Here is a 26,390-nt window from a genome sequence, read left to right as displayed (position 1 = left end):
GAAAGCCTTTTTCAAACACGCTCTAGGAAAAGACATTTCTTACAGATAAAAATCCTTCACATAATCCATGCGGGCGCTCATGTTGGAGAACATGGCATCTACCAGGGTGATGGCAGCCATAGATTCTACAACTACAACGGCTCTTGGCACGATCACCGGGTCGTGGCGCCCCTTGATTTCGATGGAAATATTTTCTCCGGTCCTGGTGACAGTCTGCTGTGCCTGAGAGATGGACGGAGTAGGCTTTACATGGGCGCGAAGAAGAATCTGTCCGCCGTCACTGATGCCGCCAAGGATACCTCCGGCGTGATTGGTGGTTTTTGTGATCTTGCCGTCTTCCATGTGGAAACCGTCATTATCCGTGGAGCCTTTCATGGAAGAAACCTTTACACCGTCACCGACTTCTACAGCCTTGACTGCGCCAATAGACATCAGTGCCTGCGCAAATGCTGCATCAAGCTTGCCAAAAACAGGGTCTCCGATACCTGCAGGAACACCATTAATACGGCATTCGATCACGCCGCCTGCACTGTCATTTTTTCTCATGCACTGCTCCAGATACTGGACTGCTTTTTTTGCGGCAACCATATCCGGCATATAAAAAGAATTCTCCGAAATCACCTCAGGATGAAAGCCCTGGCAGGAGACAGGTCCGATAGAGCTTGTATATGTCTGCAGGGTAATGCCAAGCTCTTTAAGAATCTTAGCTGCAATGGCACCGGCTGCTACCCGGCCGATGGTCTCCCGTCCGGAGGAACGTCCTCCGCCTCTGTAATCCCGAAAACCGTATTTGCTGTCAAAGCCAAAATCCGCATGTCCGGGACGGTAAGTCTGGGCAATATTTCCATAATCCTGGGAACGCTGATCCTTATTATACACGATCAGGGAGATGGGAGTTCCTGTAGTTCTGCCCTCGAATACGCCGGAGAGAATTTCTACCTGATCACCCTCACTGCGGGATGTAGTGTAGCGGCTCTGTCCAGGCTTTCTGCGATCCAGATAAACCTGAATGTCGGCCTCTGTAAGGAAAAGTCCTGCAGGTACTCCGTCCACAACTGCCCCAAGTGCCTTGCCGTGAGATTCTCCCCAGGTAGTTACTGTGAATTTTTTTCCGAATGTTGACTGACTCATAGGCGTAAAATCCTTTCTGTTTTTTGACTATATCGTATTAAAGTACGAATGTGTTGTTAAAGACATTATAGCGAAATGCTAAAAATTTGTAAACCGAATCTATTAGAATTGACAAAATTTCTTGTACAAATTATAATGGAAACTGTATTTTTGTGATGGAAGGAGTGCAGATTGTGGTAAGGGTTTTCAAGACAATAGAAGGGGCAATTCATGAAATCCAGGAGCCACAGGAGGATTGCTGGATTGCGATGACCAATCCTACTGCAACTGAGATATTTGAGATATCCGAGCGATTTGGAATTGAAGTGGATGATCTTCGGGCACCTCTTGATGAAGAAGAGCGTTCCCGTATCGAAGTGGAAGACAATTATACCCTGATACTTGTAGATGTTCCGATCATTGAGGAACGTAATGAAAAGGATTGGTACGGCACCATCCCTCTGGGCATTATAGTTACCAGGAAAATGATCATTACCGTATGTCTGGAGGATACGCAGGTACTTACCCGTTTTATGGAAGGAAGGGTGCGGAACTTTTTTACCTATATGAAGACCAGATTTATTCTGCAGATTCTGTATCGCAATGCGACCATGTACCTGCATTATCTGCGAATTATAGATAAGAAGAGCGAGCAGGTAGAAGAGAAGCTTCATATGTCTACTAGGAATCAGGAATTATTAGAGCTTTTGGAACTGGAGAAATCACTGGTCTATTTTACAACCTCTCTTCGTTCCAATGAGGTAGTGCTGGAGAAGCTTCTGAAAGTAGAGAGTATCAAGCAGTATCCGGAGGACACAGATCTTCTGGAGGATGTTATCATAGAGAATAAGCAGGCAATTGAGATGGCGAACATTTACAGCGGTATCCTGAGCAGTATGATGGGAACCTTTGCATCTGTTATTTCCAATAACTTGAACGTGGTTATGAAGGTTTTATCTGTCATTACCATTGTTATGAGTATTCCCACCATTGTGTTCAGTGCCTACGGCATGAACCTAAGTCCTGCAGGAATGCCTTTTTCAGCAGATAAATGGGGATTTTTAGTGGTAATCGTGTTGTCCGTTCTGGTAAGTATTGTGGCGGCAGTGATTCTATCCAAGAAGAAATTTTTCTGATCATCAGAGAATGGAGGATTACATGAAATTTATTGACAAGTGGGAACGCAAATATGGAAGATTCGGAATTCCCAATCTGACAGTTTACATTATTGTTTGTTACGTGATTGGCTATGCGCTTACGATCATAAATCCAAGCCTTCTGAACTGGCTGAGTCTGGAACCGGCGTATATTTTGCGTGGACAGATATGGAGACTGGTGACATGGGTTTTGTATCCGCCAAGTACTGCAGGTGTACTCTGGTTTGCAATTGCGGTTTTATTCTTTTATTATCCGATCGGAACGTCACTGGAGCGTACGATTGGTACCTTTAAATATACTTTGTATATTTTTTCGGGAATCCTGTTTACAATTATAGGCGCTTTTATTTTATACTTCCTTCTTGGAGGGAATGTTCTGGTAGGAAGCGTATTCTCCACCTATTATATCAGCTTGTCCACATTCCTTGCATATGCAATGTGCTATCCGGATATGTCGGTTCTTCTTATGTTTATCATTCCGGTGAAGATGAAGTGGATGGCGGTTTTCTATGTAGTGATTGTTGCATATGAAATGATTCAGTACATTATGGCAGGTGCATGGTATCTGGTGATCCCTATTGTGGCTTCACTGTTGAACTTCATTATTTTTTACTTTGGAAGTAAGGATTTCAGTCGGTATAATCCGAAGGAGGTCCACAGAAGGAATGAATTTCGCAGGGCGATGGAGCCAAGAGGACGTACCGGGTCAGGCGGTGGTGCACTGACCAAGCATAAATGTGCAATTTGCGGGCGCACCGAGCTTGATGATCCCAATCTGGAATTTCGCTTTTGCTCCAGATGTAACGGAAATTATGAGTACTGCCAGGACCATCTTTTTACTCATACACATGTGAAGTAGAGCCTTTTCAATATGCTTTGGCACATACTTTAAACAGAATCCGGGGGTGAAGCAGATGGTTTTGCTTCCTTGGGATTCCGGGAACTCACTATAGATGTGAGGTTCTGTAAACTATTACAAACAGAGGGATAAACTGCTATGAAAAGAACAAAAATCATCTGTACTCTGGGACCGGCCTCCAGTAAGAAAACTGTATTGAAAGCTATGATGCGTGCCGGAATGGATATTGCCCGTTTTAATTTTTCCCATGGCTCTCATGAAGAACACAGAGGGCGCGTGGACATGATCAAGAACCTGAGGGAAGAGCTGAATATTCCTGTTGCTATGCTTCTTGATACCAAGGGACCTGAGATCCGTACCAAGCTTCTGAAGGATCATAAGAAGGTTATGCTGGAAACAGGAAGTGAATTTACACTTACCACAGGTGACATAGAGGGAGATGAAACCCGTGTTGCCATTACGTATGAGAATCTGCATAAGGATGTTAAAAAAGGCGGCAAAATCCTGATCGATGATGGTCTGATCGAGCTGGAAATCGAGAATATAAAGAACTGTGACATTGTCTGCCGTGTTTTAAATGGCGGTGAGCTTGGCGAGCGTAAAGGAATCAATGTCCCTTATGTGAAAGTGAAACTTCCGGGAATTACAGAGCAGGATAAAGCTGATATTTTATTTGGAATTCAGCAGGAATTTGACTATATTGCAGCTTCCTTTGTCCGGGATGCAAAGGCAATCCGGGAAATCAGACAGCTTCTGGATGAAAACGGCGGTCAGGATATTGGTATCATTGCCAAGATTGAGAATGCAGAGGGCGTTGAGAATATCGACGAGATCATTAAGGCAGCAGATGGAATTATGGTTGCCAGAGGTGATCTTGGAGTGGAGATTCCTCCGAGTGAGGTTCCCTACATTCAGAAGATGATCATCCGCAAATGCAACGAAAATTACGTTCCGGTTATCACAGCTACACAGATGCTGGATTCCATGATCCGCAATCCGCGTCCAACAAGAGCAGAGGTTGCAGATGTTGCAAATGCTATTTATGACGGTACAGATGCAATTATGCTGTCAGGTGAGACTGCGGCAGGTAAATACCCGCTGGAGGCACTGAAAATGATGGTAGAAATCGCACAGAATACAGAGCCTCATCTGAATTACGAGTCCTACACCCATGGCCGTAATATGTGCGGAGAGAGCCGTGTTTCCAGTGCTGTGGGGCTTGCAGCAGTACAAACAGCAAGAGATTTGAAGGTAAAAGCTATTGTAACGCCTACCTTTAGCGGAAGAACGGCCAGACTGATCTCCAATTTCCGCCCGGCTGTTCCCATCTATGCAGTTACGCCCAGTGATACGGTTCTTCACAGACTGCAGCTGGTTTGGGGTGTGACTCCGTTGAAGGGATATGAGAAGGATTCCACAGAGCATATTATTTCCCAGGCCATGAGCGTTGTCCGCAGAAAGCGTCTTGCAAAGAAGGGCGATCTGATCGTGTTTACTGTAGGAGATCCGGCTACGAATATGACCAGGGAGGGTGCTGTTACAAACATGCTTCATGTGATTGAGGCTAAGTAACAAATAGCTGTACATTTTATAAACGAGGAGAAACTATTATGAAAAAAACACCTTTTGTAACATTGGAGAAGGTTCAGGAAATTGCAAAGAAGTATCCTACACCGTTCCATCTCTATGATGAGAGGGGAATCCGTGAGAATGCACAGGCTTTAAAGGAAGCATTTGCATGGAATAAGGGATTTAAGGAATTTTTTGCCGTAAAAGCAACACCTAATCCATTTCTCATTAAGATTCTGCAGGAATATGGCTGCGGCTGTGACTGCTCTTCCATGACAGAGCTTATGCTTTCCAAGGCAATCGGCTGCGGAAAGGGAGACATTATGTTTTCCTCCAATGATACTCCGAACGAAGAGTTTAAGTATGCAGATGAAATTGGTGGAATTATTAATCTGGATGATATCACTCACATTGAGAGTGTGGAAAAGGCTGTAGGCAGGATTCCGGAAATTATCAGCTGCCGCTATAATCCAGGCGGAGTATTCAAGATCAGCAATGATATTATGGACAATCCGGGAGATGCCAAATACGGTATGACAACGGAACAGATTTTTGATGCTTTCCGTATTCTTAAAAGCAAGGGTGCAAAGGAGTTTGGTATCCATTCATTTCTTGCCAGCAATACTGTAACGAACGAATATTACCCAATGCTTGCAAAGGTAATGTTTGAGCTTGCTGTTAAGCTTCAGAAGGAGACAGGAGCGCACATTAAGTTTATCAATCTTTCCGGTGGTATCGGTATTCCGTATCGTCCGGAACAGACACCTAATGATATCCGTGTGATCGGAGAGGGTGTGCGCAAGGTTTACGAGGAAGTTCTTGTTCCGGAAGGAATGGGAGATGTGGCAATCTACACTGAGCTGGGACGTTTCATGATGGGACCGTATGGCTGCCTGGTAACCAAGGCAATCCATGAGAAACATACCCACAAGGAATATATCGGCGTGGATTCCTGTGCAGTAAACCTGATGCGTCCGGCTATGTACGGTGCTTATCATCATATTACCGTTCTTGGCAAGGAGGATCAGCCTTGCGATCATCTGTATGACATTACAGGATCTCTTTGTGAGAACAATGATAAATTTGCCATTGACCGTTATCTTCCGAAGATTGACATGGGAGATTATCTGGTGATCCATGATGCCGGTGCCCACGGCTTTTCCATGGGCTACAACTACAACGGCAAGCTGAAATCTGCGGAGATCCTTCTTCACGAGGACGGAACCTTCGACATGATCCGCCGCGCCGAGACCCCAAGAGACTACTTCGCAACCTTCGACTGCTTCCCGATTTTTGAGAAGCTGCTGGAAGATGAGGAGAAGGCGTGATTGCCGGGGATGAATTGTAATTAGGCAATTAAGCACAATATAAAAAGCGATATCGTTCAACTCCGGAAGTTGAGTGGTATCGCTTTTTGTGCAATTAAATCCAAGCAACAAGATGGGCGGCTATAAATACTTTTGGCTTCATGTTTACTCCCTTAGGTAAGAAAAAATCCCGCAGGACAAGGCTCTGACGGGATTCATAGAAACGTATGAAATTGCCGGCAGTGGGACTTGAACCCACACGTAGTTGCCTACAACAGATTTTGAGTCTGCCTCGTCTGCCATTCCGACATGCCGGCGGTTGAAACAAGATATATGATAGCATAAATTGTCATGTTATGCAAGTGGATTTCCGAAATTAATTTATGAAATTGTGTAAAAAATACACACAATGAGGAAATAAAGGAATGATGAAAAGAATGAAAAGTTTATAAATTTTCCGGGCAGAATATTGATATTCCCAATTAGAAATGCTAAAGTATTTAACAGTTGACAGAATATGGAGGAAATGCCAATGAATATTGACCATAAAAAACCAGAGAACCGTCCCTTATACATTTTCGTGCTGGTGGCGGTAGTGGTGATTCTTCTCCTGAACGTGTTCGCAATCCCTGCCATGCAGGAGCGCTCTGTGGAGAAGACAGATTACAGCACATTCCTCAGCAATGTAGAGCGTGGAAATGTGTCCAAGGCAGAAGTACAGGATGATTACATCTATTATGTGGTAAGAAAGAACGGAGAAGACGTTGTCTGCAAGACCGTGCGCATGGATGATCCGGATCTGGTAAGCCGCCTTTACGACGCCGGCACCAGCATGGAGGCAGTAGAGCCCCAGAAGCAGTCCATTCTTCTCAGTCTGATCATAGGTTATGTGATTCCCATTGGCATCTTTGTTTTACTTGGTAGATGGCTGAGCAGGAAGATGATGAGCTCCATGGGCGGAGGTCCTGGCGGAGCCATGTCCTTTGGCAAAAGCAATGCCAAGGTATATGTGAAATCTTCCACAGGTATTAAGTTTACAGACGTAGCAGGCGAGGATGAGGCCAAGGAGCTTCTTACGGAAATCGTAGATTATCTTCACAATCCGCAGAAATATACGGAAATCGGAGCTTCCATGCCCAAAGGTGCCCTTCTTGTAGGCCCTCCAGGTACAGGTAAAACCCTGCTTGCCAAGGCAGTTGCAGGTGAAGCGGAGGTTCCTTTCTTCTCTATCTCAGGCTCTGAATTTGTAGAAATGTTTGTTGGTATGGGAGCTGCCAAGGTTCGGGATCTGTTTAAGCAGGCTAATGAGAAAGCACCCTGTATCGTATTTATTGACGAAATTGATACTATCGGAAAGAAGCGTGACAGCGGAAGCTTCACCGGCGGGAATGATGAGCGTGAGCAGACCCTGAATCAGCTTCTTACAGAGATGGATGGCTTTGACGGTTCTAAGGGTGTTGTGATTCTGGCAGCAACCAATCGTCCGGATTCTCTTGATCCGGCATTGCTTCGTCCGGGACGATTTGACAGACGTATTCCGGTAGAACTTCCCGATTTGAAGGGTCGTGAGGAAATTCTTAAGGTTCACGCCAAGAAGATCAAGATTGCGGATAGCGTACGCTTTGAGGATATTGCCAAGGCAGCAGCCGGAGCTTCCGGCGCAGAGCTTGCCAATGTTGTAAATGAGGCTGCCCTGCGTGCAGTACGTGACGGCAGAAAATTTGCTACACAGGCAGATTTTGAAGAGAGCATTGAGGTTGTAATTGCTGGATATCAGAAGAAGAACCGCGTACTTTCCAATAAGGAGAAGCTGATCGTTTCTTATCACGAGGTGGGACACGCACTTGTAGCTGCCAAGCAGACGGATTCGGCTCCGGTTCATAAGATTACCATTATCCCCCGTACCTCTGGTGCACTTGGATACACCATGCAGGTGGATGAACAGGAACATTTCCTGATGTCCAAGGAGGAACTGGAGAACAAGATCGCCACCTTCACAGGAGGGCGTGCTGCAGAGGAACTGATTTTCCACAGCATCACAACAGGTGCATCCAATGATATTGAGCAGGCGACTAAAATTGCCCGGGGCATGATTTCCCGCTATGGAATGAGTGACGAATTTGACATGGTAGCAATGGAGAGCATGAACAACCAGTATCTGGGCGGAGATGCAAGCCTGAGCTGTTCCTTTGAGACACAGACTCTTCTGGACAAGAAGGTTGTGGAACTGGTGCGCAGACAGCATGAGAAAGCTTACAAGATCCTGGAGGACAACATTGAGAAGCTCCACGAGCTTGCCAAATACCTGTATGAGCATGAAACCATTACAGGCGAGGAATTTATGAAGATTTTGAATGACCCGCCAAGGGTGCTTACAGCAGAAGAATAAGAAACCGCAAAAGGGAGTGCAAAAGAACGATGCCATGTTTTTTTCCACTCCCTTGTGTTTTTTTGAGGATTCGGATATAATAACCGATATGGGCCGTAGGCTTGCAGAAAATACTGCAGGAGAACCTGCAGTGGAAAACAGCGGCGAAGAACTACAGTACCAAAAAGACAGGGGGAAAATCCATGAATTGTCAGACTGCTGAGAGTATGGTAAACCGATATATTGAACATGATCTGTCCGTAAATGAGCTGGAGGATTTTCTGGATCATGTGGAGAATTGTCCATCCTGTTACGATGAACTGGAGACGTATTTCATTGTTCATGCCGCCATGCGCCAGCTGGATGAGGAAAGCGGGGATTCTTCGCTGGACCTTCGGGAGCTTCTTGAGGATGACATCCGCAGATCCAAGCACTATATATTGAAAATGAAATTCCGAAGAGCCTTAAGCGGCGTAGGTTTTTGTACCTTAATTGCTGGGCTTGGAGGATTTTTAATTTATATTATTATGCAGACCTTGTAATCTGCATTACAGCGAATATTAAGTAACCGCTATGTTGACTTGTCTGATTTTTTATATGCTGTGGCAATAGAGCTGATATTTGATTTTCGTTATATTAGAGCGTGTTTGAAAAAAACTGCTGTACAGGAGGCACACATGTGTGAGAAAATTTTATTGATAGATGGTCACAGTATTTTGAACAGAGCATTTTACGGGCTGCCGGATCTCACCAGTCCGGAGGGACTGCACACGGGCGCTGTTTACGGTTTTCTGAATATTCTGTTTAGAGTACTGGAAGAAGAAAAGCCGGAATACCTGGCAGTAGCTTTTGACAGAAGCGAGCCTACCTTCCGTCATCAGAAATATCCAGAATATAAAGGTACCCGCAAACCAATGCCGGAAGAACTAAAAGAGCAGCTTCCCCTGCTTCAGGAAATGCTGGCTGCCATGGGGATAACCACCATTTCCCTGGCCGGCTATGAGGCAGACGATCTCCTTGGAACCCTGGCGAAAAGAAGCGAAGAGAAAGGTATGGATGTGACAGTTCTTTCCGGTGACCGGGATCTGCTGCAGCTGGCATCAAAGAAAACCCTGATTCGTATTCCAAAAACAGCCAAGGGACAGACCCTTATAGAGAGCTATCATGAGGATGAGGTGCTGGAGCATTATCAGGTCACTCCCTCCCAGATTATCGAACTGAAAGCCCTTATGGGAGATTCCGCAGACAATATTTCGGGAATCCCGGGAGTGGGAGAGAAAAATGCCACCCGCTTGATTAAAGAATACGGCACTGTGGAGAATGCTTACGCCCACGCGGAAGAGATTCCCCAGAAACGTGCGCGGGAATCCCTTCTGGAACATTACGAACTGGCACAGTTAAGCCGGGAACTTGCTGCAATTTGTACGGACAGCCCGGTGGAATTTTCCTGTGAGGATGCCAAAGTCGGGGATCTTTACACAAAGGAAGCCTATGAGCTGTGCCGAAAGCTGGATTTCAGAAGCTTTTTGAACCGCTTTGATCCTGCACAGGTGAACGAGGACTCTATGGAACAGGACTTTTTTACCTGCAGTGATTTCGAGGGCTGCGAGGCTCTTTTTGAGAAAGCGGCGCAGGCAGAAGCGGTTGGAGTCAGTCTTCTTGGAGACAAAGAGGGCACATACGGTCTGGGACTGGCATTAAATGAGGATGAAATTTATTACATTCCAGTACAGGGAATGACTACACCAGGCTATCTTAGTGAGAAACTTGAAAGTCTCAGCCAGAATACCATGCTTTGCTCCATGGATGTAAAAGCCATGTTAAAGCATATCGAACTGCGCCCGGAAGCAAAGGTCTTTGACTGCGGTATTGCAGCCTACCTTCTGAATCCATTAAAGAGCACTTATACCTATGAAGAGCTTGCCCGGGATTATCTGGATGGCAAAGCCATTCCTGCAAAAGAAGAGCTTCTTGGCAAAATCTCCCTGAAAAAAGCCTGGGAGCAGGACATGCCAGAGCTGGAGCAGCTGGCATGCTACATGGCCTACACCGCATTTTGTGTCAGAGGGCCGCTGGAAGAGAAGCTGAAGGAAACCAGCATGTGGAAAGTTTACACAGAAATTGAGCTTCCCCTTGTATTTACCCTGGATTCCATGGAAAAATGGGGAATCGAAGTGAAAGGGGAAGAACTGAAAAATTACGGAGATCAGCTGACGGTCCGCATCCAGGAGCTGGAGAAGCTGATCTGGCAGCAGGCAGGAGAGGAATTCAATATTAATTCCCCCAAGCAGCTTGGAGTTATCCTTTTTGAAAAAATGGGAATTCCCGGCGGGAAAAAGACCAAAACCGGCTATTCCACTTCCGCAGACATTCTGGAGAAGCTGGCACCGGATCATCCCATTGTAAACGATATTTTGGAATACAGGCAGCTTGCCAAGCTGAAATCCACCTATGCAGACGGTCTTGGCGCTGTAATTGAAGCAGATGGAAGAATCCATTCCACCTTTAACCAGACTATTACCGCAACAGGCAGAATCAGCAGTACAGAGCCGAATCTTCAGAACATTCCAGTGCGCATGGAGCTGGGAAGACTGATCCGCAAGGTTTTTGTGCCGGAGCCTGGCTTTGTATTTCTGGATGCGGATTATTCTCAGATTGAGCTTCGCGTGCTGGCCCATATGTCCGGGGATGAGAAGCTGATCCAGGCATACCGGGAGGCAGAGGATATCCACAGACTGACTGCATCCCAGGTATTCCACATCCCCCTTGAAGAAGTCACCCCGCTGCAGAGACGAAACGCCAAGGCAGTAAACTTCGGCATTGTGTACGGTATCAGCTCCTTTGGACTGAGTCAGGATCTTAGCATTACCAGGAAAGAAGCAGCTGCCTATATCCAGAAGTATTTTGAGACATACCCAAGTATTAAGGGCTTTCTGGATGGTCTGGTGGAGCAGGGAAAAGAAAAGGGCTACGTTTCCACCATGTTTGGCAGAAGACGTCCGGTGCCGGAACTGAAATCCAGTAATTTCATGCAGCGTTCCTTTGGAGAGCGAGTGGCAATGAACTCCCCAATTCAGGGAACTGCCGCAGATATTATTAAAATTGCCATGAACCGTGTGTATAAGCGCCTTCTGGATGAGAAATTAAGATCCAGGCTTGTGCTTCAGGTACACGATGAGCTTCTCATTGAAACCTGGAAGGATGAAATTCCACAGGTTTCCAGAATTCTGGAAGAGGAGATGAAGGGGGCTGCTCATCTGGCAGTAGAGCTGGAAGTGGACATGCACCAGGGAGATAACTGGTACGAAGCGAAATAAATCCATGCATATGAGGCAAAACAAATGAGAACCATAGGAATTACAGGAGGGGTAGGCGCCGGGAAAAGCACGGTGCTTGCTTTCCTTGAGAAAAAATACGATGCATACGTAATTCAGGCAGACGAAGTTGGCCATCTTGTGATGGAACCTGGGGAAGAATGTTATGAGCCCGTGATCCGCCTGTTTGGAAAAGATGTGATAAAAAACGATAAAACTATTGACCGGAAGAGGGTTTCGGATGTAGTATTTGGACAACCGGATATGCTGGAGCAGTTAAACGGCATCATTCATCCGGCTGTGAAACGGTATATTTTACGAAGTCTGAAAGAGAAGGAACAACAGGGCTGCAAGCTTTGCATTGTAGAGGCGGCTCTTTTCTTAGAAGAGCATTACGAAGAATTCTGCGATGAAGTGTGGTATGTCCACACAGACGAAGAAATCCGGATTCAGAGACTGATGGAGAACCGGGGCTATACAAGGGAAAAATCTCTTGGTATCATCCGCAATCAGGCTTCAGTGGAATATTTCCGTGCCCACACAGACTATACGGTAGAAAATAACGGCGATCTGGAAGAAACATGGAAGCAGATCGAAGAAGGAGTAAGAAGAAATGAGATTTTGTAGCATTGCCAGCGGCAGCAGCGGAAACTGTATTTATGTGGGATCAGAAGAAACCCATGTCCTGGTAGATGCAGGAATCAGCGGGAAAAGAATTGAGCAGGGCCTGAACCAGCTGGAGCTGACAGGCAATGACATTGATGCTATCCTGGTCACCCACGAGCATTCCGATCATGTAAGCGGGCTTGGGGTGATGGCGCGCAGATACCACATTCCCGTGTATACAACAGGCGGCACGGCAGATGCCATCAGCCGTATGAAGAACATGCAGAAGCTTCCCGAGGATACCTTCCATGAGATTGAGGAGGATCAGGACTTTCATATTAAGGATCTGACCATCCATCCGTTTTCCATTCCACACGATGCGGCACAGCCTGTAGGATATCGTCTGGAATGTCAGGACAAGGCAGTGGGGATTGCCACAGACCTTGGCAAATATAACAAATACATAGTAGATAATTTACAGAATCTGGACGCCCTTTTGCTGGAAGCGAACCACGATATCCGCATGCTTCAGGTGGGAAGCTATCCCTATTATCTGAAACAGCGTATCCTGGGAGACAGAGGGCATCTTTCCAATGAAAATGCAGGAAGGCTGCTTTGTCGGCTTTTGCATGACGATATGAAAGCCATATTCCTGGGACATTTAAGCAAGGAAAACAACTACGAGGCTCTTGCCTATGAGACCGTGTGCTCAGAGGTGACCCTTGGAGATAATCCATATAAATCCAAAGATTTCAAGATACAGGTTGCGAAACGTGACAGTATTTCAGATGTGGTCATGCTCTAGAGTGAGGTTGAAAAAGCATTCCCGCAATCTGCACGCCCCAAGCTGGCTTTTTTGCTGCCGCAGATGGCGGCGGTTTCGGAAAACATTCTGTCCGTTTTTGTATACAGGTCATGGGGGAGATCTTGGACTGTTCATCTGGAGCTTTTTTCAAATTTGCTTTAGAGTACAGCAATGAGTTTCCCTGAGACAGCCATAGCTGCTGCTTGCAGCAACAGTCAAATATGGGCCGCATGCCCAAACACAGGAGGAGTATCATGAAAAAAACAATCATCACAGTAGTAGGAAACGACACCGTTGGTATCATTGCAAAGGTATGTACCTATCTTGCCCAGAACCAGGTCAACATTCTGGACATTTCCCAGACGATTGTACAGGGATATTTTAACATGATGATGGTCGCAGACACCAGCGCTTCAGACAAGGAAATTGCAACTCTTTCCAAGGAACTGGCTGCTCTCGGGGATGAGATCGGCGTAGTGATCCACTGTCAGCACGAGGATATTTTCAACGTAATGCATAGAATCTGAAAGGAAAGTCCCGGACAGCTGACTTTCATTAAAAATGTCGTCAGAAGACGACAGTTTCATTATACTTGAAAGGAACACATACGCTATGATTAATATGTTTGAGGTAAACGAGACCAATAAAATGATCGAGCAGGAGAACCTGGATGTTCGTACCATCACCCTTGGAATCAGCCTGCTGGATTGCATTGACAGTGATCTTGATAAATTAAATGAAAAAATTTATAACAAAATTACCACTTATGCTAAGGATCTGGTAGCAACCGGAGAGAAGATTTCTGCCCAGTACGGAATTCCCATTGTAAATAAACGAATTTCCGTAACCCCGATTGGTCTGATAGGCGGAGCTGCCTGCAAGACCACAGAGGACTTTGTGACCATCGCCAAGACTCTTGACAAAGCTGCAAAACAGGTTGGAGTAAACTTTATCGGCGGATACACTGCTCTTGTAAGCAAAGGAATGACCCCCGCAGAAGAGCTTTTGATCCGTTCCATTCCCCAGGCACTTGCAAGCACTGAGCGGGTGTGCAGCTCTGTAAACGTTGGTTCCACAAAGACCGGAATCAACATGGACGCCGTGAAGCTGATGGGAGAAATCGTCCTTGAGACAGCAGAGGCTACCAAAGAGCAGGATTCCCTTGGCTGTGCCAAGCTGGTGGTATTTTGCAACGCGCCGGATGACAACCCGTTTATGGCAGGTGCTTTCCACGGTGTTACAGAGGCAGACAGTATTATCAATGTCGGCGTCAGCGGACCTGGCGTTGTAAAAACCGCTCTTGAGAAAGTAAGAGGAGAGGATTTCGAGACTCTCTGCGAGATGATCAAACGTACCGCATTTAAGGTTACCCGTGTGGGACAGCTGGTTGCCCGTGAGGCATCCAAGATGCTTGGCGTTCCATTTGGTATTGTGGATCTTTCCCTTGCGCCAACTCCTGCAATCGGCGACAGTGTGGCTGAGATTCTGGAGGAGATCGGCCTTGAGAGAGCCGGCGCACCGGGAACCACTGCAGCCCTTGCCCTTCTGAACGACCAGGTGAAAAAAGGCGGTGTCATGGCATCCACAGCAGTGGGCGGATTAAGCGGCGCGTTTATTCCAGTCAGTGAGGATCAGGGAATGATCGACGCTGTGACAGCAGGCGCCCTTACCATTGAGAAGCTGGAAGCCATGACCTGCGTATGCTCCGTTGGACTGGATATGATCGCAGTTCCGGGAGACACCAAGGCATCCACTATTTCCGGTATTATCGCAGATGAGGCAGCCATTGGAATGGTGAACCAGAAGACCACAGCAGTCCGTCTGATCCCGGTAATCGGAAAAGGAGTGGGAGAGACGGTTGAATTTGGCGGCCTTCTTGGATATGCCCCGATCATGCCGGTCAATAATTTCTCCTGCGAAGCTTTTGTAGCAAGAGGCGGACGCATCCCGGCTCCGATCCATAGTTTTAAGAATTAAGCTTACGCAGCAAACGCTGCTTCTTGTGCAACGCACAGGAAAGTTCGGATTTTTATCGGTCATACGATATAAAAACAAGTATCATAATTTTCATTTTAAAAACAAAGTGCAGCCCGGATATGCTTCGTGCATACCGGAACTGCACTTTGTTGTTTTTGGGGGTAAAATCTCCCGCAAATTGTGACGCACATCTTGCAGAAAGCCTTTTTCAAACACGCTCTAGCCGAAATCCTCTATGAACACACTTCCGCTATAAATATATCCTATAACCAGCTATTAAAATTCTATAGTAGACAATCTGGTTGTCCTATGTTATCATCTTAATCACATTAAACCTATTGAAAAAATAGGAAATATAAAACAGGGGGAAATGGAAATGAAAATGAGAATGACCACTGCAGCTTTAAGACTTGTTACTATATTGCATCATCCAAACATTCGGCAGAAAATGTTGTGAATCTTTCAGCTTTGGGAAATCCGTGAATGATTCCATTGCAGCAAATCACAACGAACAGACAATATTTTATAAATTGAACGAGGAGAATTATTATGAAAACGAAAACATTACATAGACTTTTTACAGCTGTTTTAACAGGAACTCTTCTTTTTGGCGGCACACAGCTTGTATTTGCAAATGAACTGGAGGATATTCAGAATGCAGGTGTGATCAAAGTAGGTGTGGAGGGAACTTATCAGCCATATACATACCACGATGAAGATGGAAATCTCACTGGCTTTGATGTGGATGTAGCAAAGGCAATTGCAGAGAAGCTGGGAGTAGAGGTGGACTTTACCGAAGCTGACTGGGATTCTCTTCTTGCAGGAATTGACAGCGGCCGTATTGATACTGTAATCAATGCTGTAAGTGTTACAGACGAACGAAAAGAAAAATATGATTTCGCAGGCCCCTATTTTTATATCGAGCAGCAGGTTGTGATCAAAAAGGGCAACGATGAGATTAAATCCTGGGATGACCTGAAGGGAAAAAAGGTTGCTACCAATATTACCTCCACTACCGCTGACATTTACAAAGCCGCCGGTGCCGAAGTAGTTGCAATTTCCACCTCGGATGAGGCTGCATCTTTGGTTCTCTCAGGCAGAGCTGATTTTTGCAGCTTTAACGCAAATGTGTTCAGCAGTTATCTGAAAGAACACCCGGATGCAGAGCTGGAAGCCGCTTTTTCCGTCCCAGACTCTGTTGATGAATATGCAGTTCCTGTGAAAAAAGGGGAAACAGAACTTCTGGATGCCATCCAGACAGCGATTGACGAATTAAAAGCGGACGGTACTTTATCCAAGCTTTCAGAAAATTATTTTGACGCCGATTTCACTGAGGCACCGGACAGCGAATCATGAGTGAAAGATTAGCACAGATTCTGATTTCTTCTTTTACCAGAATCCTTATCCCCGGAATTAAAGTTACCATTCCCCTTACCTTAATTTCTTTTGTACTTGGCTGTACCATTGCACTGTTTCTGGCAGTGGTACAGACTGCAAATATCAAAGGACTGAAGCAATTTTCCAGATTCTACATTTGGGTATTCAGAGGAACGCCGCTGATTGTACAGCTGTTTATCATTTTCTTCGGTCTGCCCTCTGTGGGAATTGTGCTGGATGCTTTTCCGTCTGCTGTGATTGCTTTTGCACTGAACCTTGGCGCATACAATGCCGAAATTTTCCGTTCTGCCATCCAGGCTGTACCCCAGGGACAGACAGAAGCCGCGTACATGATAGGTTTGAATTATCCACAGACCATGTTACGTGTTGTAATGCCCCAGGCATTTCGGATTGCATTCCCGCCATTATTCAATTCCCTGATCGGATTAACCAAGGATACCTCCCTTGCTTCCAGCATTACAGTAGTGGAACTTTTTACCACCGCACAGCAGATCGCGGCCAGAACCTATGAACCATTTGCCCTGTACTGCGAAGCAGCAGTCATCTATCTAATGATCTGCACGGTTTTAACCTGGATCCAAAACTATTTTGAGAAAAAACTGGTCTGGAATACACCTGCGCCAGTGAAAGGATGATAATATGTCTTATATTTCAAAAATAAATCCGGAAACCGCCGGAGAAAAAGAAAAGAAAGTAATCGAGGAGCACCTTGCACAGGGCTATAAGCTTACCAACGAGAAGCTTACCCTGCTTCACAATGCAGAGGCGTTCAATGCCATTGAGGCCAGTTCTTATGCTCTGGACCGGGAGCTTCAGAGACTGATCGGCAAGCGGGCAGGCGACTTTTTCGAGTATGCCATCTCGGAGGAAAACGACTGCCTGGTATGCAGCACGTATTTCAGAAAGCTTCTGAAAGAGAACGGAATCGATTTCGATACCTTTGAATTTACGGACAAAGAAAATCTCCTGATTTCATTCGGACGCGCCCTTGCCAGAGACCCGAAAAATGTTCCGGAGGAAATTTATGCCCAGTTAAAAGAGCAGTTCACAGAGGAAGAAATTGTAGTGATCACCGCAATGGGCGTGATGATGATCGCCAATAACTATTTTAATGATATTCTGAAAGTAGAAGCGTGAAAACCTATGCTGGAAGTAAAAAATATTCATAAAAAATTTGGTTCAAATGAGGTCCTGAAAGGTGTGGACTTTAAAGTGGAGAAGGGTTCTGTGATCGCAGTTCTGGGAAACAGCGGCTCAGGAAAAACCACCCTTTTGCGCTGTATCAGTTTCCTTGAGCAGGCAGATCAGGGAGAGATTACCTTTGATGACTTCCAGAAGGACATTACCGCAGTTACCAGGAAGGAAATTAAAGAATTGCGGATGAAAATGGGCTTTGTTTTCCAGGGCTATAATCTTTTTCGCAACAAAACAGCCCTTCAGAATGTGCTGGAAGGCCTTACAGCAGCCCGAAAAATCTCTGTCAAAGCAGCCCAAAAAAGAGCTATGGAAATGCTGGGAAAAGTAGGCATGGAGAATCGTGCCAATTTCTACCCGGATCAGCTCTCCGGCGGTCAGCAGCAGCGCGTGGCCATTGCAAGAGCCATTGCCTATAACCCGGAAGTGGTGCTGTTTGATGAGCCCACATCTGCCCTGGATCCAAGACTCACCGGAGAAGTTCTGGATGTTATGCGGAAACTGGCAGACGAGGGAACCACCATGGTAGTAGTTACTCACGAAATGGAATTTGCCCGGAAAGTGGCGAACTGGGTGGTGTATATGGAAGATGGCGTAATTGTAGAAGAAGCTCCTTCCAAAGAATTTTTCGCCTGCCCGAAGAACCCGAAGACCATGGCATTTCTACACATGACAGATTCAGACTATTCCATTTAAAGGAAGTTAGGGGCAAAAAGCATTTTGACCCTAACTTGATATCCACGAATTGCTCCGCTGCAAAGCAGCTGTTACTGTTCACTCCGTGCCCAGTAACACGCTTCGCGATGCACAGAAATCATGCTTTGCATGATTTCGCGCCGCAATTCTCGATATCTTTAAAATTGCACTTGACATTCTTACAGTACTGTGCTAAAGTATAAACCAGTTAAACCGATGAGAAAGAGTAGTAAACCAGATGTGACATTTGGTCATTGTGAATGGAATGAGTGATGACCTGACAGAGAGCGGAGGATGGTGTGATCTTCGTATGAAGCGGCTGGCGGAATGGACTTTCGAGGGCGGCCCGAAATTTTGAACCAAGAGTAGGCACCGACGGGAACCGAACCCGTTACCAATCAGGAGTGTATGTTTGTACATGAGAAAGTGGACGATTTGTCAATTTGAGTGGCACCGCGATAATAAGAACTTATTACCGTCTCAAAGAACAACGAAAGCGTTGTTCTTGAGGCGGATTTTTATTTATCCCACTCATTCTTTCTCGCAGACAAGATGCGGGGAATCGGCTCAGTAATTCCCCAGCCAATTTTAAGAGAGAGAGGAAAACAACTATGAAAAAAAGAATGATCGCAATCGCAGCAGCAACAATGGCAACTATGATGATGGCAACACCTGTTCTTGCAGATGACTATAAGATCGGTATCTGCAACTACGTAGATGATGCATCCCTGAACCAGATCGTAGACAACTTAGAGAGCCGTCTTGCAGAAATTGGGGAAGAAAAGGGTGTAAACTTCGAGATCTCCTATGACAACTGCAACGCGGATGCCAACGTAATGGAGCAGATCATCTCTGATTTCCAGGCTGACGGCGTAGATCTGATGGTAGGCGTTGCAACTCCGGTAGCTATGCGTATGCAGGCAAGCACAGAAGGAACCGACACTCCGGTTGTATTTTCCGCAGTATCTGACCCGGTTGGAGCAGGACTGGTAGAGTCTCTTGACGCACCTGGTGCAAACCTTACCGGAACAAGCGATTATCTGGATACCGCTTCCATTATGAAGCTGATCGAAGCAGTAAATCCAGACACCAAAAAGATCGGACTTTTATATGATATCGGACAGGATTCCTCCACAGCAGCCATCGAAGCAGCAAAGGCTTACATGGATGAGAACGGAATCGAGTATGTAGAGCGTACCGGAACCACCACAGATGAGGTACAGCTTGCAGCAGATGCGCTTGTTGCAGACGGTGTAGATGCCGTATTTACCCCAACGGACAACACCATCATGACAGCAGAGCTTTCTATCTATGAGAAATTCATTGATGCAGAAATCCCGCACTACACAGGAGCTGATTCCTTCGCGTTAAACGGAGCTTTCGCGGGATACGGCGTTGACTATGCAAACCTTGGCGCAAAAACAGCAGATATGGTTGCTGACATTCTTTTAAACGGCGCAGATCCGGCTACCACTCCTGTAGAGACTTTTGACAACGGTACTGCAACTGTAAATACAGAAACCTGCGAGGCACTTGGCCTTGATTTTGAGACTGTCAAAGCAGCTATGGAACCTCTTTGCACACAGGTAAATGAGATCACCACAGCAGAGAGCTTTGATGAACTGGAAGAAAACTAACCGGAGGGAAAAACTGTGACACTGGCTACTGCACTCTCCTTAGGAGAAACTGCCCTGAAACTGGGACTGATCTGTTCTCTGACTGTCCTTGCATTATTTTTAAGTTATTCCATGCTGAATGTCTGCGACCTTTCTACAGACGGCTGCTTTACCTTAGGCGCCGCTGTAGGAGCCGCCGTGGCGGTCAGCGGACATCCTTTTTTATCTATTATAGCGGCAATGCTTGCCGGAATCTGCTCCGGTTTTGTAACCGGATTCTTGCAGACGAAGATGGGCGTGGACAGTCTGCTTGCGGGAATTATTGTGAATACAGGACTGTATTCCATTAACATTGCGGTGATGGGAGGCTCTTCCCTGATCAATATGAACCGTACAGACACGGTATTTTCCATGATGAAGGATGTTCTGGCAGATACTCCATTGAAAGGAAGAGCAGACATTCTTGTTGCGCTGATCGCAGTAGCAGCAGTGATCGCGTTCCTGGTAGTTTTCCTGAAGACACGGCTTGGTCTTGCAATCCGTGCCACTGGAAACAACGCGGATATGGTGAAGTCGTCCTCCATCAATCCCGTATTTACAACAATCGTGGGACTTTGTATCGCCAACTCCTTTACAGCACTGTCCGGATGCCTGCTTTCCCAGTCACAGAAATCTGTGGATATCAACATCGGTCAGGGAATGGTTACCATCGCACTGGCTTCCCTTCTCATCGGCGGTACCATCCTGGGAAAAGGCGGGATCTTTGTAAGAGCGGTGGGAATGGTTCTTGGTTCCTTTATTTTCCGTCTGGTGTATACCGTTGCACTGAGATTTAACATGCCGGCATTTATGCTGAAGCTGGTATCCTCTGTGATCGTCATTCTGGCTATTTCCGGTCCGTACCTGAAACGGCAGTGGCCGCAGCTGAAACGAAGAATGACACACAAGAAGGGAGGATTTTAAGCCATGCTGAAGCTTTCACATATTTCCAAAACCTTTAATCCGGGTACCGTGAATGAGAAGGTGGCAATCCAGGATCTGTCCCTTCATCTTGAAAAAGGTGATTTTGCAACCATCATCGGTTCCAACGGAGCCGGCAAGTCTACCATGTTTAATGCCATCTGCGGGGATTTTCTCACAGATTCCGGTTCTATCGTGCTGGATGGACAGGACATTACGTTTATGCCCCAGCATGCCAGAGCCAAGAACATTGGGCGCCTTTACCAGGATCCTATGAGAGGAACGGCGCCGGGCATGACCATTGAAGAGAATCTTGCCCTTGCGGCAGGAAAAGGCGGCTGGCTTTCCCGTATTTCCAAAAGTGATAAGGAACGGTTCCGTGAGCAGCTGGCGCTTCTGGATATCGGACTGGAGAACCGCATGAACCATCCGGTGGGACTGCTTTCCGGAGGCCAGAGACAGGCACTTACCCTTCTGATGGCAACTATGAATCCGCCCAAGCTTCTGCTTCTGGATGAGCATACAGCAGCACTTGACCCGGGCACAGCCGAGAAGGTGCTGAACCTGACCAAAAGGATTGTGGAGGAACATCATCTGACCTGTCTGATGATCACCCACAACATGCAGTCTGCCTTAGAGCTTGGCAACCGCATTCTGATGATGGATTCCGGAAATATTGTTCTGGATATCAAGGGAGAAGAGAAGAAAGGACTTACGGTAGAGGGACTTCTTGATAAGTTTAAGGTTGGCGTCGGAAAGAAACTGGACAATGACCGGATTCTTCTTTCTAATGAGAAATAAAGATATAAGATACAAACATCCTGACTGCAGGGAATTTTGAAGCAGCCAGGATGTTTTTTGTATGGATAGAAGTTTTTATAAAATTATAATTTGCTGTTTGTATTCATGCACGTAAGAAGTGCCGTTTTTTTGTGCCAGCATGCTCTCGTAGAGGTTGGAGGCGAAGGTGGTTTCGTCCAATAATGGAAGAGCGGAGGAAGACTGAGAGAGCCTTATACGAACAGGTTCGCGATCCGCCAGAGCAGGCTCATCACTGGCAGCTGCAAGGATCTCCTTCGCATTGGCAAGTTTCGTAAGCAAAGGGATGTGCCCACGCTTTTTGATTTCTCCAAGAAGGGCCGAACTGCTTTTTCGAAAGCCCAGAACCCGGGCGTAGGGAATCTGCTCCGGGGCCTTCTGAATATGAAGAAGCATGTGAAGAAGCGCCCTCTGGATCCTGGTGCGGGTGATATCCCTGGTTTTCAGAAGGTCTGCAAACTGGGAAAAGGTCTCGTACTGATCCTGGCAGGCGAGAATTCTTCTGGCAAGAGAGTGGGACATGTCCAGGTATGTGCACAGGCTCGTTTCATTTTCCTGAAGGAGGCAGTAACGGTACAGGCTGTCCAGGTCATTTTCCAGAAGAAAGGCATTCTTACAAATGGCATCGTAAAACAATTCCTGGCAGGATGCAGGAAGAAAATTACGGGCGAGATCTGCAAGTGAAGCAGTATTGGAAGCTGCCGACTGGATCACCGCATTTCGGATGGCAGAAGCCGATGGGAAGCTGTCTGTGAACAAGGAATTTTCATGATAATCATTTCCTTCACGCTTTATAGCAGTCGGCACAATGGAGCTGTTTTCCCGCAGGATGGCCTTGCAGTATTCAATCCCCAGAATATTGTTGGGAGAGGAAAGCACCTGCTGGTATTTTTCAGACTCATTTCCCGGCAAAACTTCCCCAAGGGCCAAGCTCCTGGCTTTGGGAAACGTCATTCCTTCTTTCAGATTCCGTCGAAGAGCACTTTTGAATTCTTCTGGCTCTTCCACAAGAATCCCGGCCAGCTTCATAAGAATCTCCGTGTCCCCGCATTCGCTTCCAAAACAGAGGGTGTCCACCACCCCAAGTCCATCAAGAAGCTGCACGCCGCTCCTTGCAAAAAGCTCCGCGCTGGCTGTGGCACAGGAAACAGGAAGCTCCAGCACCAGGTCTGCTCCGGCACGTAAGGCCATCTCGGCCCGCACATATTTGGAAAGAAGGGCTGGCGTACCCCTCTGCACAAAATCTCCGCTCATAGCAATGACCACATAGTCTGCGCTAAGCGTACCCTTCACATGATCAATCTGATATTTATGCCCTGTGTGAAAAGGGTTGTATTCCGCAATGATTCCAGCTGTTTTCATGAAATTGCACCTCAAAAAATACGTTGTTCTGCCATATTCTAACATTGAAAAGCTTGAAATACAAGGCCGGGTGGCGTATAATGGGAGTAAGTTACCAGAGGGCTGATTCCTACTCAAAAGGTTTTGGGAGGATCACCCGGAGGACTACTGTAACGAATGAAAGGAGCCATTTAATCATGGGATTTATTGATGTAATCAAAGAAAGAGCAAAATCCAGCATTAAGACAATCGTACTGCCAGAGACAGAGGACATGAGAACTCTTGAAGCAGCAGACAAAATTTTAAAAGAGGGAATTGCCAAACTTGTACTTGTAGGTAATGAGGAAGCAGTTAAGAAGAGCGCAGCTGAGGGCGGCTTCGACATTTCCGGCGCACAGATCGTAGATCCTGCAACATCTGAGAAGACTCAGGGATATATTGACAAGTTAGTAGAATTAAGACAGAAAAAAGGCATGACACCAGAGCAGGCTAAGGAGATTCTTCTGAACCAGTATCTGTACTATGGTGTTATGATGGTTAAGATGGGCGATGCAGACGGTATGGTATCCGGTGCCTGCCATTCTACAGCTGATACATTAAGACCATGCCTTCAGATCTTGAAGACCAAACCGGGAACCAAGCTTGTTTCCGCATTCTTCCTGATCATTGTTCCGGATTGCGAGTACGGTGCTAACGGTGCATTCGTATTTGGTGATTCCGGTCTGAACCAGAACCCGAATCCGGAAGAACTTGCAGCAATCGCAGCTTCTTCCGCAGAGTCCTTCAAGCTTCTTGTACAGGAAGAGCCTGTAGTAGCTATGCTTTCCCATTCTACTAAGGGAAGTGCTAAGCACGCAGATGTTGATAAAGTTGTTGAGGCTACCAAGATTGCCAAAGAGCAGAACCCAGACCTTGCACTTGACGGAGAGTTCCAGCTTGATGCAGCTATCGTTCCAAGCGTAGGCGCATCCAAAGCTCCGGGAAGCCCGGTTGCAGGTAAGGCCAATGTCCTGATCTTCCCAGACCTTGATGCAGGAAACATCGGATACAAACTGGCTCAGCGTCTTGCTAAGGCAGAAGCTTACGGACCTATCACACAGGGTATCGCAAAACCTGTAAACGACCTGTCCCGTGGATGCTCCGCTGACGATATCGTTGGTGTTGTTGCAATCACATCCGTACAGTGCCAGGCTCAGGACTAATTAAATATTCATACATAAGGTGTCGGGGAAGGGAGTTCGCTTTCCCCGTTATCTTACATAATCATGTAAACAGGAGAGTAGAAAAATGAATGTATTGGTAATTAACTGTGGTAGTTCTTCTTTAAAGTATCAGCTGATCGATTCTGAGACAGAAGCAGTTCTTGCAAAAGGTCTTTGCGAGAGAATCGGCATCGACGGAAGACTGGTATACCAGAAAGCCGGAAATGACAAAGAGATCACAGAGGCTTCCATGCCGACTCATAAAGAAGCAATCCAGATGGTTCTGGAAGCTCTTACAAATGAGAAGACAGGCGCGATCAAGAGCCTTGAGGAGGTTAACGCAATCGGTCACCGTATTGTACATGGTGGTGAGAAATTTGCTTCCTCCGCTATCATCACAGATGAGATGATCAAAGCAGTAGAAGAGTGCAACGACCTTGCACCTCTTCACAATCCTGCAAACCTGATCGGTATCCGTGTATGCTCTGAGCTTATGCCAAACGTACCTCAGGTTGGTGTATTCGATACAGCTTTCCATCAGACTATGCCTGCAAAAGCATATCTGTACGGACTTCCTATCGAGTACTACAAGAACTATAAAGTAAGAAGATATGGCTTCCACGGAACCTCTCACAGCTTTGTATCCAAACGTGCTGTTGAGTTCCTTGGCCTTGACAAGGACAACTCCAAGGTTATCGTTTGCCATCTTGGAAACGGTTCTTCCATCAGTGCAGTACAGAACGGCAAATGCGTAGACACTACAATGGGACTTACTCCTCTTGAAGGTGTTGTAATGGGAACCCGTTCCGGAAGCATTGATCCGGCTATCGTTGAGTACATTGCAAAGAAAGAGAACCTTGACCTTGCAGGTGTTATGAACGTTCTCAATAAGAAATCCGGTCTTCAGGGAATGTCCGGCGTTTCCAGCGATATGCGTGACCTTCGTGCAGCAGCTGCAGAAGGAAACGAGGACGCTAAAAACGCAATCGAAGTTCTCTGCTACGGCATTGCAAAATACGTTGGCGGCTATGTAGCAGCTATGAACGGTGTTGACGCAATCGTATTTACCGCTGGTATCGGTGAGAACGTTGGCATGATCCGTGAGAAAGTTTGCTCCTATCTTGGATACCTTGGTGTTACAATCGACGCTAAGGCGAACGAGGCTATGGGCGAGGAAGTTGTAATTTCCGGTGCTGATTCCAAGGTTAAGGTTGCAGTGATCCCGACTAACGAGGAGCTTGCAATCTGCCGTGATACAGTGGCACTTGTAAAATAATTCCAGTGCACAGATCACTGCTGCGGTGCTGAAGCAACAGGCTTCTGATAACCGCAGAAATCCTTTTCGGAACATTAGGATCCTGCCGGGGCAATAGATCTCCGGCAGGATTTTGTGTGAAAGAGAGAAATTCACTGCCTTTTATTTTGCCGGCTGCAATGGATTTTCCCGGGTTCTGCTTAAATTTTACAATTTTTTTGAAAATTTATGGCAGATACGGAAAAATTCGAGTTGACAAATAATGACAGGGTATGTATAATTGATTGAGTGTGAATAGGAGACGATTATGCAGATACATTTATCAGACATTTCATCCAGTGAAGGGAAGAGCGTACACTACAGTGCAGCTTTTGAGATGGAGGACATCACCTTCCAGCAGGGAACTTTTCCAGTTCTGGAGAAGAAGCCTGTAGAGCTTACCATTACCAATACCGGAGACAGAGTTCTGGAGCTTGAGGGAAGCGGTCTTGTGACTGTTGGAATCCCGTGTGACAGATGCCTGGATCAGGTAGCGACTGAGATTCCTTTTGAGTTTAAGAGGAAGCTTGACATGAAGCTGACTGATGAAGAACGTGTGAATGATCTGGATGAGAGCAGCTATCTCACCGGCTATGACCTGGATGTGGACCGTTTGGTCTATCTTGAGGTACTGATGAGCTGGCCTTTGAAGGTCTTATGCAAAGAGGACTGCAAAGGGATATGTAGCAGATGCGGGAAGAACCTGAACAATGGTCCCTGCGGATGTACCGAGGAGCCCAAGGATCCCCGTATGGCAGCTATCAGTGATATATTCAGTAAATTTAAGGAGGTGTAACC

General features: G+C 46.3%; 23 protein-coding genes, 1 tRNA gene and 2 pseudogenes. 22 read left to right on the top strand and 4 right to left on the bottom strand.

What is annotated here, in order from left to right:
* Positions 1–39 precede the first annotated feature (39 nt).
* Positions 40–1,131, bottom strand: a complete 1,092-nt coding sequence (gene aroC / locus OCV70_RS12565; RefSeq protein WP_117853919.1) for a chorismate synthase — start codon at positions 1,129–1,131, stop codon at positions 40–42.
* A 173-nt stretch (positions 1,132–1,304) separates the two neighbouring features.
* On the opposite strand from aroC, the gene OCV70_RS12560 reads away from it, so the two are divergent.
* The 4 genes from OCV70_RS12560 (at position 1,305) to OCV70_RS12545 (ending at position 6,023) form a co-directional block, all read left to right on the top strand.
* Complete coding sequence (locus tag OCV70_RS12560) at positions 1,305–2,246, top strand: magnesium transporter CorA family protein (RefSeq protein ID WP_117853992.1); 942 nt, start codon at positions 1,305–1,307, stop codon at positions 2,244–2,246.
* A 22-nt stretch (positions 2,247–2,268) separates the two neighbouring features.
* Entirely contained in the window at positions 2,269–3,126 is an 858-nt protein-coding gene (locus tag OCV70_RS12555) for a hypothetical protein (RefSeq protein WP_117853917.1), read from the top strand.
* A gap of 138 nt (positions 3,127–3,264) precedes the next feature.
* Positions 3,265–4,698 (top strand): pyruvate kinase, encoded by a 1,434-nt coding sequence (gene pyk, locus OCV70_RS12550; RefSeq protein WP_117853915.1) that lies wholly within the window; start codon positions 3,265–3,267, stop codon positions 4,696–4,698.
* 38 nt (positions 4,699–4,736) lie between these two features.
* Positions 4,737–6,023 (top strand): diaminopimelate decarboxylase, encoded by a 1,287-nt coding sequence (locus tag OCV70_RS12545; protein ID WP_021925046.1) that lies wholly within the window; start codon positions 4,737–4,739, stop codon positions 6,021–6,023.
* A gap of 213 nt (positions 6,024–6,236) precedes the next feature.
* On the opposite strand, the gene OCV70_RS12540 is transcribed toward OCV70_RS12545, so the two are convergent.
* Positions 6,237–6,319 (bottom strand) — tRNA-Leu (locus OCV70_RS12540).
* A 215-nt stretch (positions 6,320–6,534) separates the two neighbouring features.
* Between OCV70_RS12540 and ftsH the strand changes: the two genes are divergently transcribed.
* From ftsH to OCV70_RS12505, 7 genes are all read left to right on the top strand, one after another.
* On the top strand, positions 6,535–8,391 hold the full coding sequence (gene ftsH / locus OCV70_RS12535; protein ID WP_021925045.1) for an ATP-dependent zinc metalloprotease FtsH: 1,857 nt from the start codon (positions 6,535–6,537) through the stop codon (positions 8,389–8,391).
* A gap of 101 nt (positions 8,392–8,492) precedes the next feature.
* Positions 8,493–8,912, top strand: coding sequence for an anti-sigma factor family protein (locus tag OCV70_RS12530; protein ID WP_243000290.1), 420 nt, complete (start codon positions 8,493–8,495; stop codon positions 8,910–8,912).
* Between the two features lie 135 nt (positions 8,913–9,047).
* Entirely contained in the window at positions 9,048–11,687 is a 2,640-nt protein-coding gene (polA, locus tag OCV70_RS12525) for a DNA polymerase I (RefSeq protein ID WP_021925043.1), read from the top strand.
* A 24-nt stretch (positions 11,688–11,711) separates the two neighbouring features.
* On the top strand, positions 11,712–12,311 hold the full coding sequence (coaE, locus tag OCV70_RS12520; RefSeq protein WP_021925042.1) for a dephospho-CoA kinase: 600 nt from the start codon (positions 11,712–11,714) through the stop codon (positions 12,309–12,311).
* Positions 12,298–13,095, top strand: coding sequence for an MBL fold metallo-hydrolase (locus OCV70_RS12515; RefSeq protein ID WP_021925041.1), 798 nt, complete (start codon positions 12,298–12,300; stop codon positions 13,093–13,095). The genes coaE and OCV70_RS12515 overlap by 14 nt, the downstream gene beginning before the upstream one ends.
* Before the next feature lie 254 nt (positions 13,096–13,349).
* Positions 13,350–13,622: an ACT domain-containing protein gene (locus OCV70_RS12510; protein WP_021925040.1), complete on the top strand. Its 273-nt coding sequence runs from the start codon at positions 13,350–13,352 to the stop codon at positions 13,620–13,622.
* An 85-nt stretch (positions 13,623–13,707) separates the two neighbouring features.
* Positions 13,708–15,072, top strand: coding sequence for a PFL family protein (locus OCV70_RS12505; RefSeq protein WP_021925039.1), 1,365 nt, complete (start codon positions 13,708–13,710; stop codon positions 15,070–15,072).
* 95 nt (positions 15,073–15,167) lie between these two features.
* On the opposite strand, the pseudogene OCV70_RS20335 reads toward OCV70_RS12505, so the two are convergent.
* Positions 15,168–15,272, bottom strand: a pseudogene (locus OCV70_RS20335) (DUF6783 domain-containing protein); the annotation flags it as partial.
* Between OCV70_RS20335 and OCV70_RS20330 the strand changes: the two are divergent.
* From OCV70_RS20330 to OCV70_RS12470, 8 genes and pseudogenes are all read left to right on the top strand, one after another.
* Positions 15,240–15,311: pseudogene (locus OCV70_RS20330) on the top strand (DUF6783 domain-containing protein); the annotation flags it as partial. The pseudogenes OCV70_RS20335 and OCV70_RS20330 overlap by 33 nt on opposite strands.
* Positions 15,312–15,621: 310 nt before the next feature.
* Positions 15,622–16,428: a transporter substrate-binding domain-containing protein gene (locus OCV70_RS12500; protein ID WP_117853912.1), complete on the top strand. Its 807-nt coding sequence runs from the start codon at positions 15,622–15,624 to the stop codon at positions 16,426–16,428.
* A complete protein-coding gene (locus tag OCV70_RS12495; RefSeq protein ID WP_021925037.1) occupies positions 16,425–17,105 on the top strand; it encodes an amino acid ABC transporter permease in 681 nt (226 codons plus the stop codon). The genes OCV70_RS12500 and OCV70_RS12495 overlap by 4 nt, the downstream gene beginning before the upstream one ends.
* 4 nt (positions 17,106–17,109) lie before the next feature.
* Entirely contained in the window at positions 17,110–17,607 is a 498-nt protein-coding gene (locus OCV70_RS12490; RefSeq protein WP_021925036.1) for a carboxymuconolactone decarboxylase family protein, read from the top strand.
* A gap of 6 nt (positions 17,608–17,613) precedes the next feature.
* Positions 17,614–18,360 carry an amino acid ABC transporter ATP-binding protein gene (locus tag OCV70_RS12485; protein ID WP_021925035.1) on the top strand — a complete coding sequence of 249 codons (747 nt, stop codon included), beginning with the start codon at positions 17,614–17,616 and terminating at the stop codon, positions 18,358–18,360.
* Positions 18,361–18,971: 611 nt separating this feature from the next.
* Positions 18,972–19,997 carry an ABC transporter substrate-binding protein gene (locus OCV70_RS12480; protein WP_173766297.1) on the top strand — a complete coding sequence of 342 codons (1,026 nt, stop codon included), beginning with the start codon at positions 18,972–18,974 and terminating at the stop codon, positions 19,995–19,997.
* Positions 19,998–20,012: 15 nt separating this feature from the next.
* Positions 20,013–20,939 (top strand): ABC transporter permease, encoded by a 927-nt coding sequence (locus OCV70_RS12475; protein WP_173766295.1) that lies wholly within the window; start codon positions 20,013–20,015, stop codon positions 20,937–20,939.
* Between the two features lie 3 nt (positions 20,940–20,942).
* Complete coding sequence (locus OCV70_RS12470; RefSeq protein ID WP_173766293.1) at positions 20,943–21,737, top strand: ABC transporter ATP-binding protein; 795 nt, start codon at positions 20,943–20,945, stop codon at positions 21,735–21,737.
* A 75-nt stretch (positions 21,738–21,812) separates the two neighbouring features.
* Here OCV70_RS12470 and OCV70_RS12465 read toward each other — a convergent pair whose 3' ends face one another.
* A complete protein-coding gene (locus tag OCV70_RS12465; RefSeq protein WP_117853905.1) occupies positions 21,813–23,117 on the bottom strand; it encodes a tRNA(Met) cytidine acetate ligase in 1,305 nt (434 codons plus the stop codon).
* Between the two features lie 176 nt (positions 23,118–23,293).
* Between OCV70_RS12465 and pta the strand changes: the two genes are divergently transcribed.
* The 3 genes from pta (at position 23,294) to OCV70_RS12450 (ending at position 26,388) form a co-directional block, all read left to right on the top strand.
* Positions 23,294–24,298, top strand: a complete 1,005-nt coding sequence (gene pta, locus OCV70_RS12460) for a phosphate acetyltransferase (RefSeq protein WP_117853900.1) — start codon at positions 23,294–23,296, stop codon at positions 24,296–24,298.
* An 85-nt stretch (positions 24,299–24,383) separates the two neighbouring features.
* Positions 24,384–25,574: an acetate/propionate family kinase gene (locus OCV70_RS12455; protein WP_173766291.1), complete on the top strand. Its 1,191-nt coding sequence runs from the start codon at positions 24,384–24,386 to the stop codon at positions 25,572–25,574.
* Between the two features lie 286 nt (positions 25,575–25,860).
* Positions 25,861–26,388 (top strand): YceD family protein, encoded by a 528-nt coding sequence (locus OCV70_RS12450; protein WP_117853894.1) that lies wholly within the window; start codon positions 25,861–25,863, stop codon positions 26,386–26,388.
* The last annotated feature ends 2 nt before the right edge of the window (positions 26,389–26,390 follow it).

The sequence above is a fragment of the Blautia acetigignens genome (assembly GCF_025566865.1).
Classification (GTDB): domain Bacteria; phylum Bacillota; class Clostridia; order Lachnospirales; family Lachnospiraceae; genus Blautia_A; species Blautia_A acetigignens.
This window is presented reverse-complemented; position numbering and strand designations above follow the sequence as displayed.

Bases quoted from the DNA above. Each gene is read 5' to 3' on its own strand.
- OCV70_RS12490 (WP_021925036.1), top strand. From the start codon at position 17,110: ATGTCTTATATTTCAAAAATAAATCCGGAAACCGCCGGAGAAAAAGAA.
- aroC (WP_117853919.1), bottom strand. From the start codon at position 1,131: ATGAGTCAGTCAACATTCGGAAAAAAATTCACAGTAACTACCTGGGGA.
- OCV70_RS12470 (WP_173766293.1), top strand. From the start codon at position 20,943: ATGCTGAAGCTTTCACATATTTCCAAAACCTTTAATCCGGGTACCGTG.
- pyk (WP_117853915.1), top strand. From the start codon at position 3,265: ATGAAAAGAACAAAAATCATCTGTACTCTGGGACCGGCCTCCAGTAAG.
- OCV70_RS12515 (WP_021925041.1), top strand. From the start codon at position 12,298: ATGAGATTTTGTAGCATTGCCAGCGGCAGCAGCGGAAACTGTATTTAT.
- OCV70_RS12455 (WP_173766291.1), top strand. From the start codon at position 24,384: ATGAATGTATTGGTAATTAACTGTGGTAGTTCTTCTTTAAAGTATCAG.
- OCV70_RS12450 (WP_117853894.1), top strand. From the start codon at position 25,861: ATGCAGATACATTTATCAGACATTTCATCCAGTGAAGGGAAGAGCGTA.
- OCV70_RS12510 (WP_021925040.1), top strand. From the start codon at position 13,350: ATGAAAAAAACAATCATCACAGTAGTAGGAAACGACACCGTTGGTATC.
- OCV70_RS12465 (WP_117853905.1), bottom strand. From the start codon at position 23,117: ATGAAAACAGCTGGAATCATTGCGGAATACAACCCTTTTCACACAGGG.
- OCV70_RS12485 (WP_021925035.1), top strand. From the start codon at position 17,614: ATGCTGGAAGTAAAAAATATTCATAAAAAATTTGGTTCAAATGAGGTC.
- OCV70_RS12545 (WP_021925046.1), top strand. From the start codon at position 4,737: ATGAAAAAAACACCTTTTGTAACATTGGAGAAGGTTCAGGAAATTGCA.
- pta (WP_117853900.1), top strand. From the start codon at position 23,294: ATGGGATTTATTGATGTAATCAAAGAAAGAGCAAAATCCAGCATTAAG.
- OCV70_RS12495 (WP_021925037.1), top strand. From the start codon at position 16,425: ATGAGTGAAAGATTAGCACAGATTCTGATTTCTTCTTTTACCAGAATC.
- coaE (WP_021925042.1), top strand. From the start codon at position 11,712: ATGAGAACCATAGGAATTACAGGAGGGGTAGGCGCCGGGAAAAGCACG.
- polA (WP_021925043.1), top strand. From the start codon at position 9,048: ATGTGTGAGAAAATTTTATTGATAGATGGTCACAGTATTTTGAACAGA.
- ftsH (WP_021925045.1), top strand. From the start codon at position 6,535: ATGAATATTGACCATAAAAAACCAGAGAACCGTCCCTTATACATTTTC.
- OCV70_RS12505 (WP_021925039.1), top strand. From the start codon at position 13,708: ATGATTAATATGTTTGAGGTAAACGAGACCAATAAAATGATCGAGCAG.
- OCV70_RS12480 (WP_173766297.1), top strand. From the start codon at position 18,972: ATGAAAAAAAGAATGATCGCAATCGCAGCAGCAACAATGGCAACTATG.
- OCV70_RS12500 (WP_117853912.1), top strand. From the start codon at position 15,622: ATGAAAACGAAAACATTACATAGACTTTTTACAGCTGTTTTAACAGGA.
- OCV70_RS12555 (WP_117853917.1), top strand. From the start codon at position 2,269: ATGAAATTTATTGACAAGTGGGAACGCAAATATGGAAGATTCGGAATT.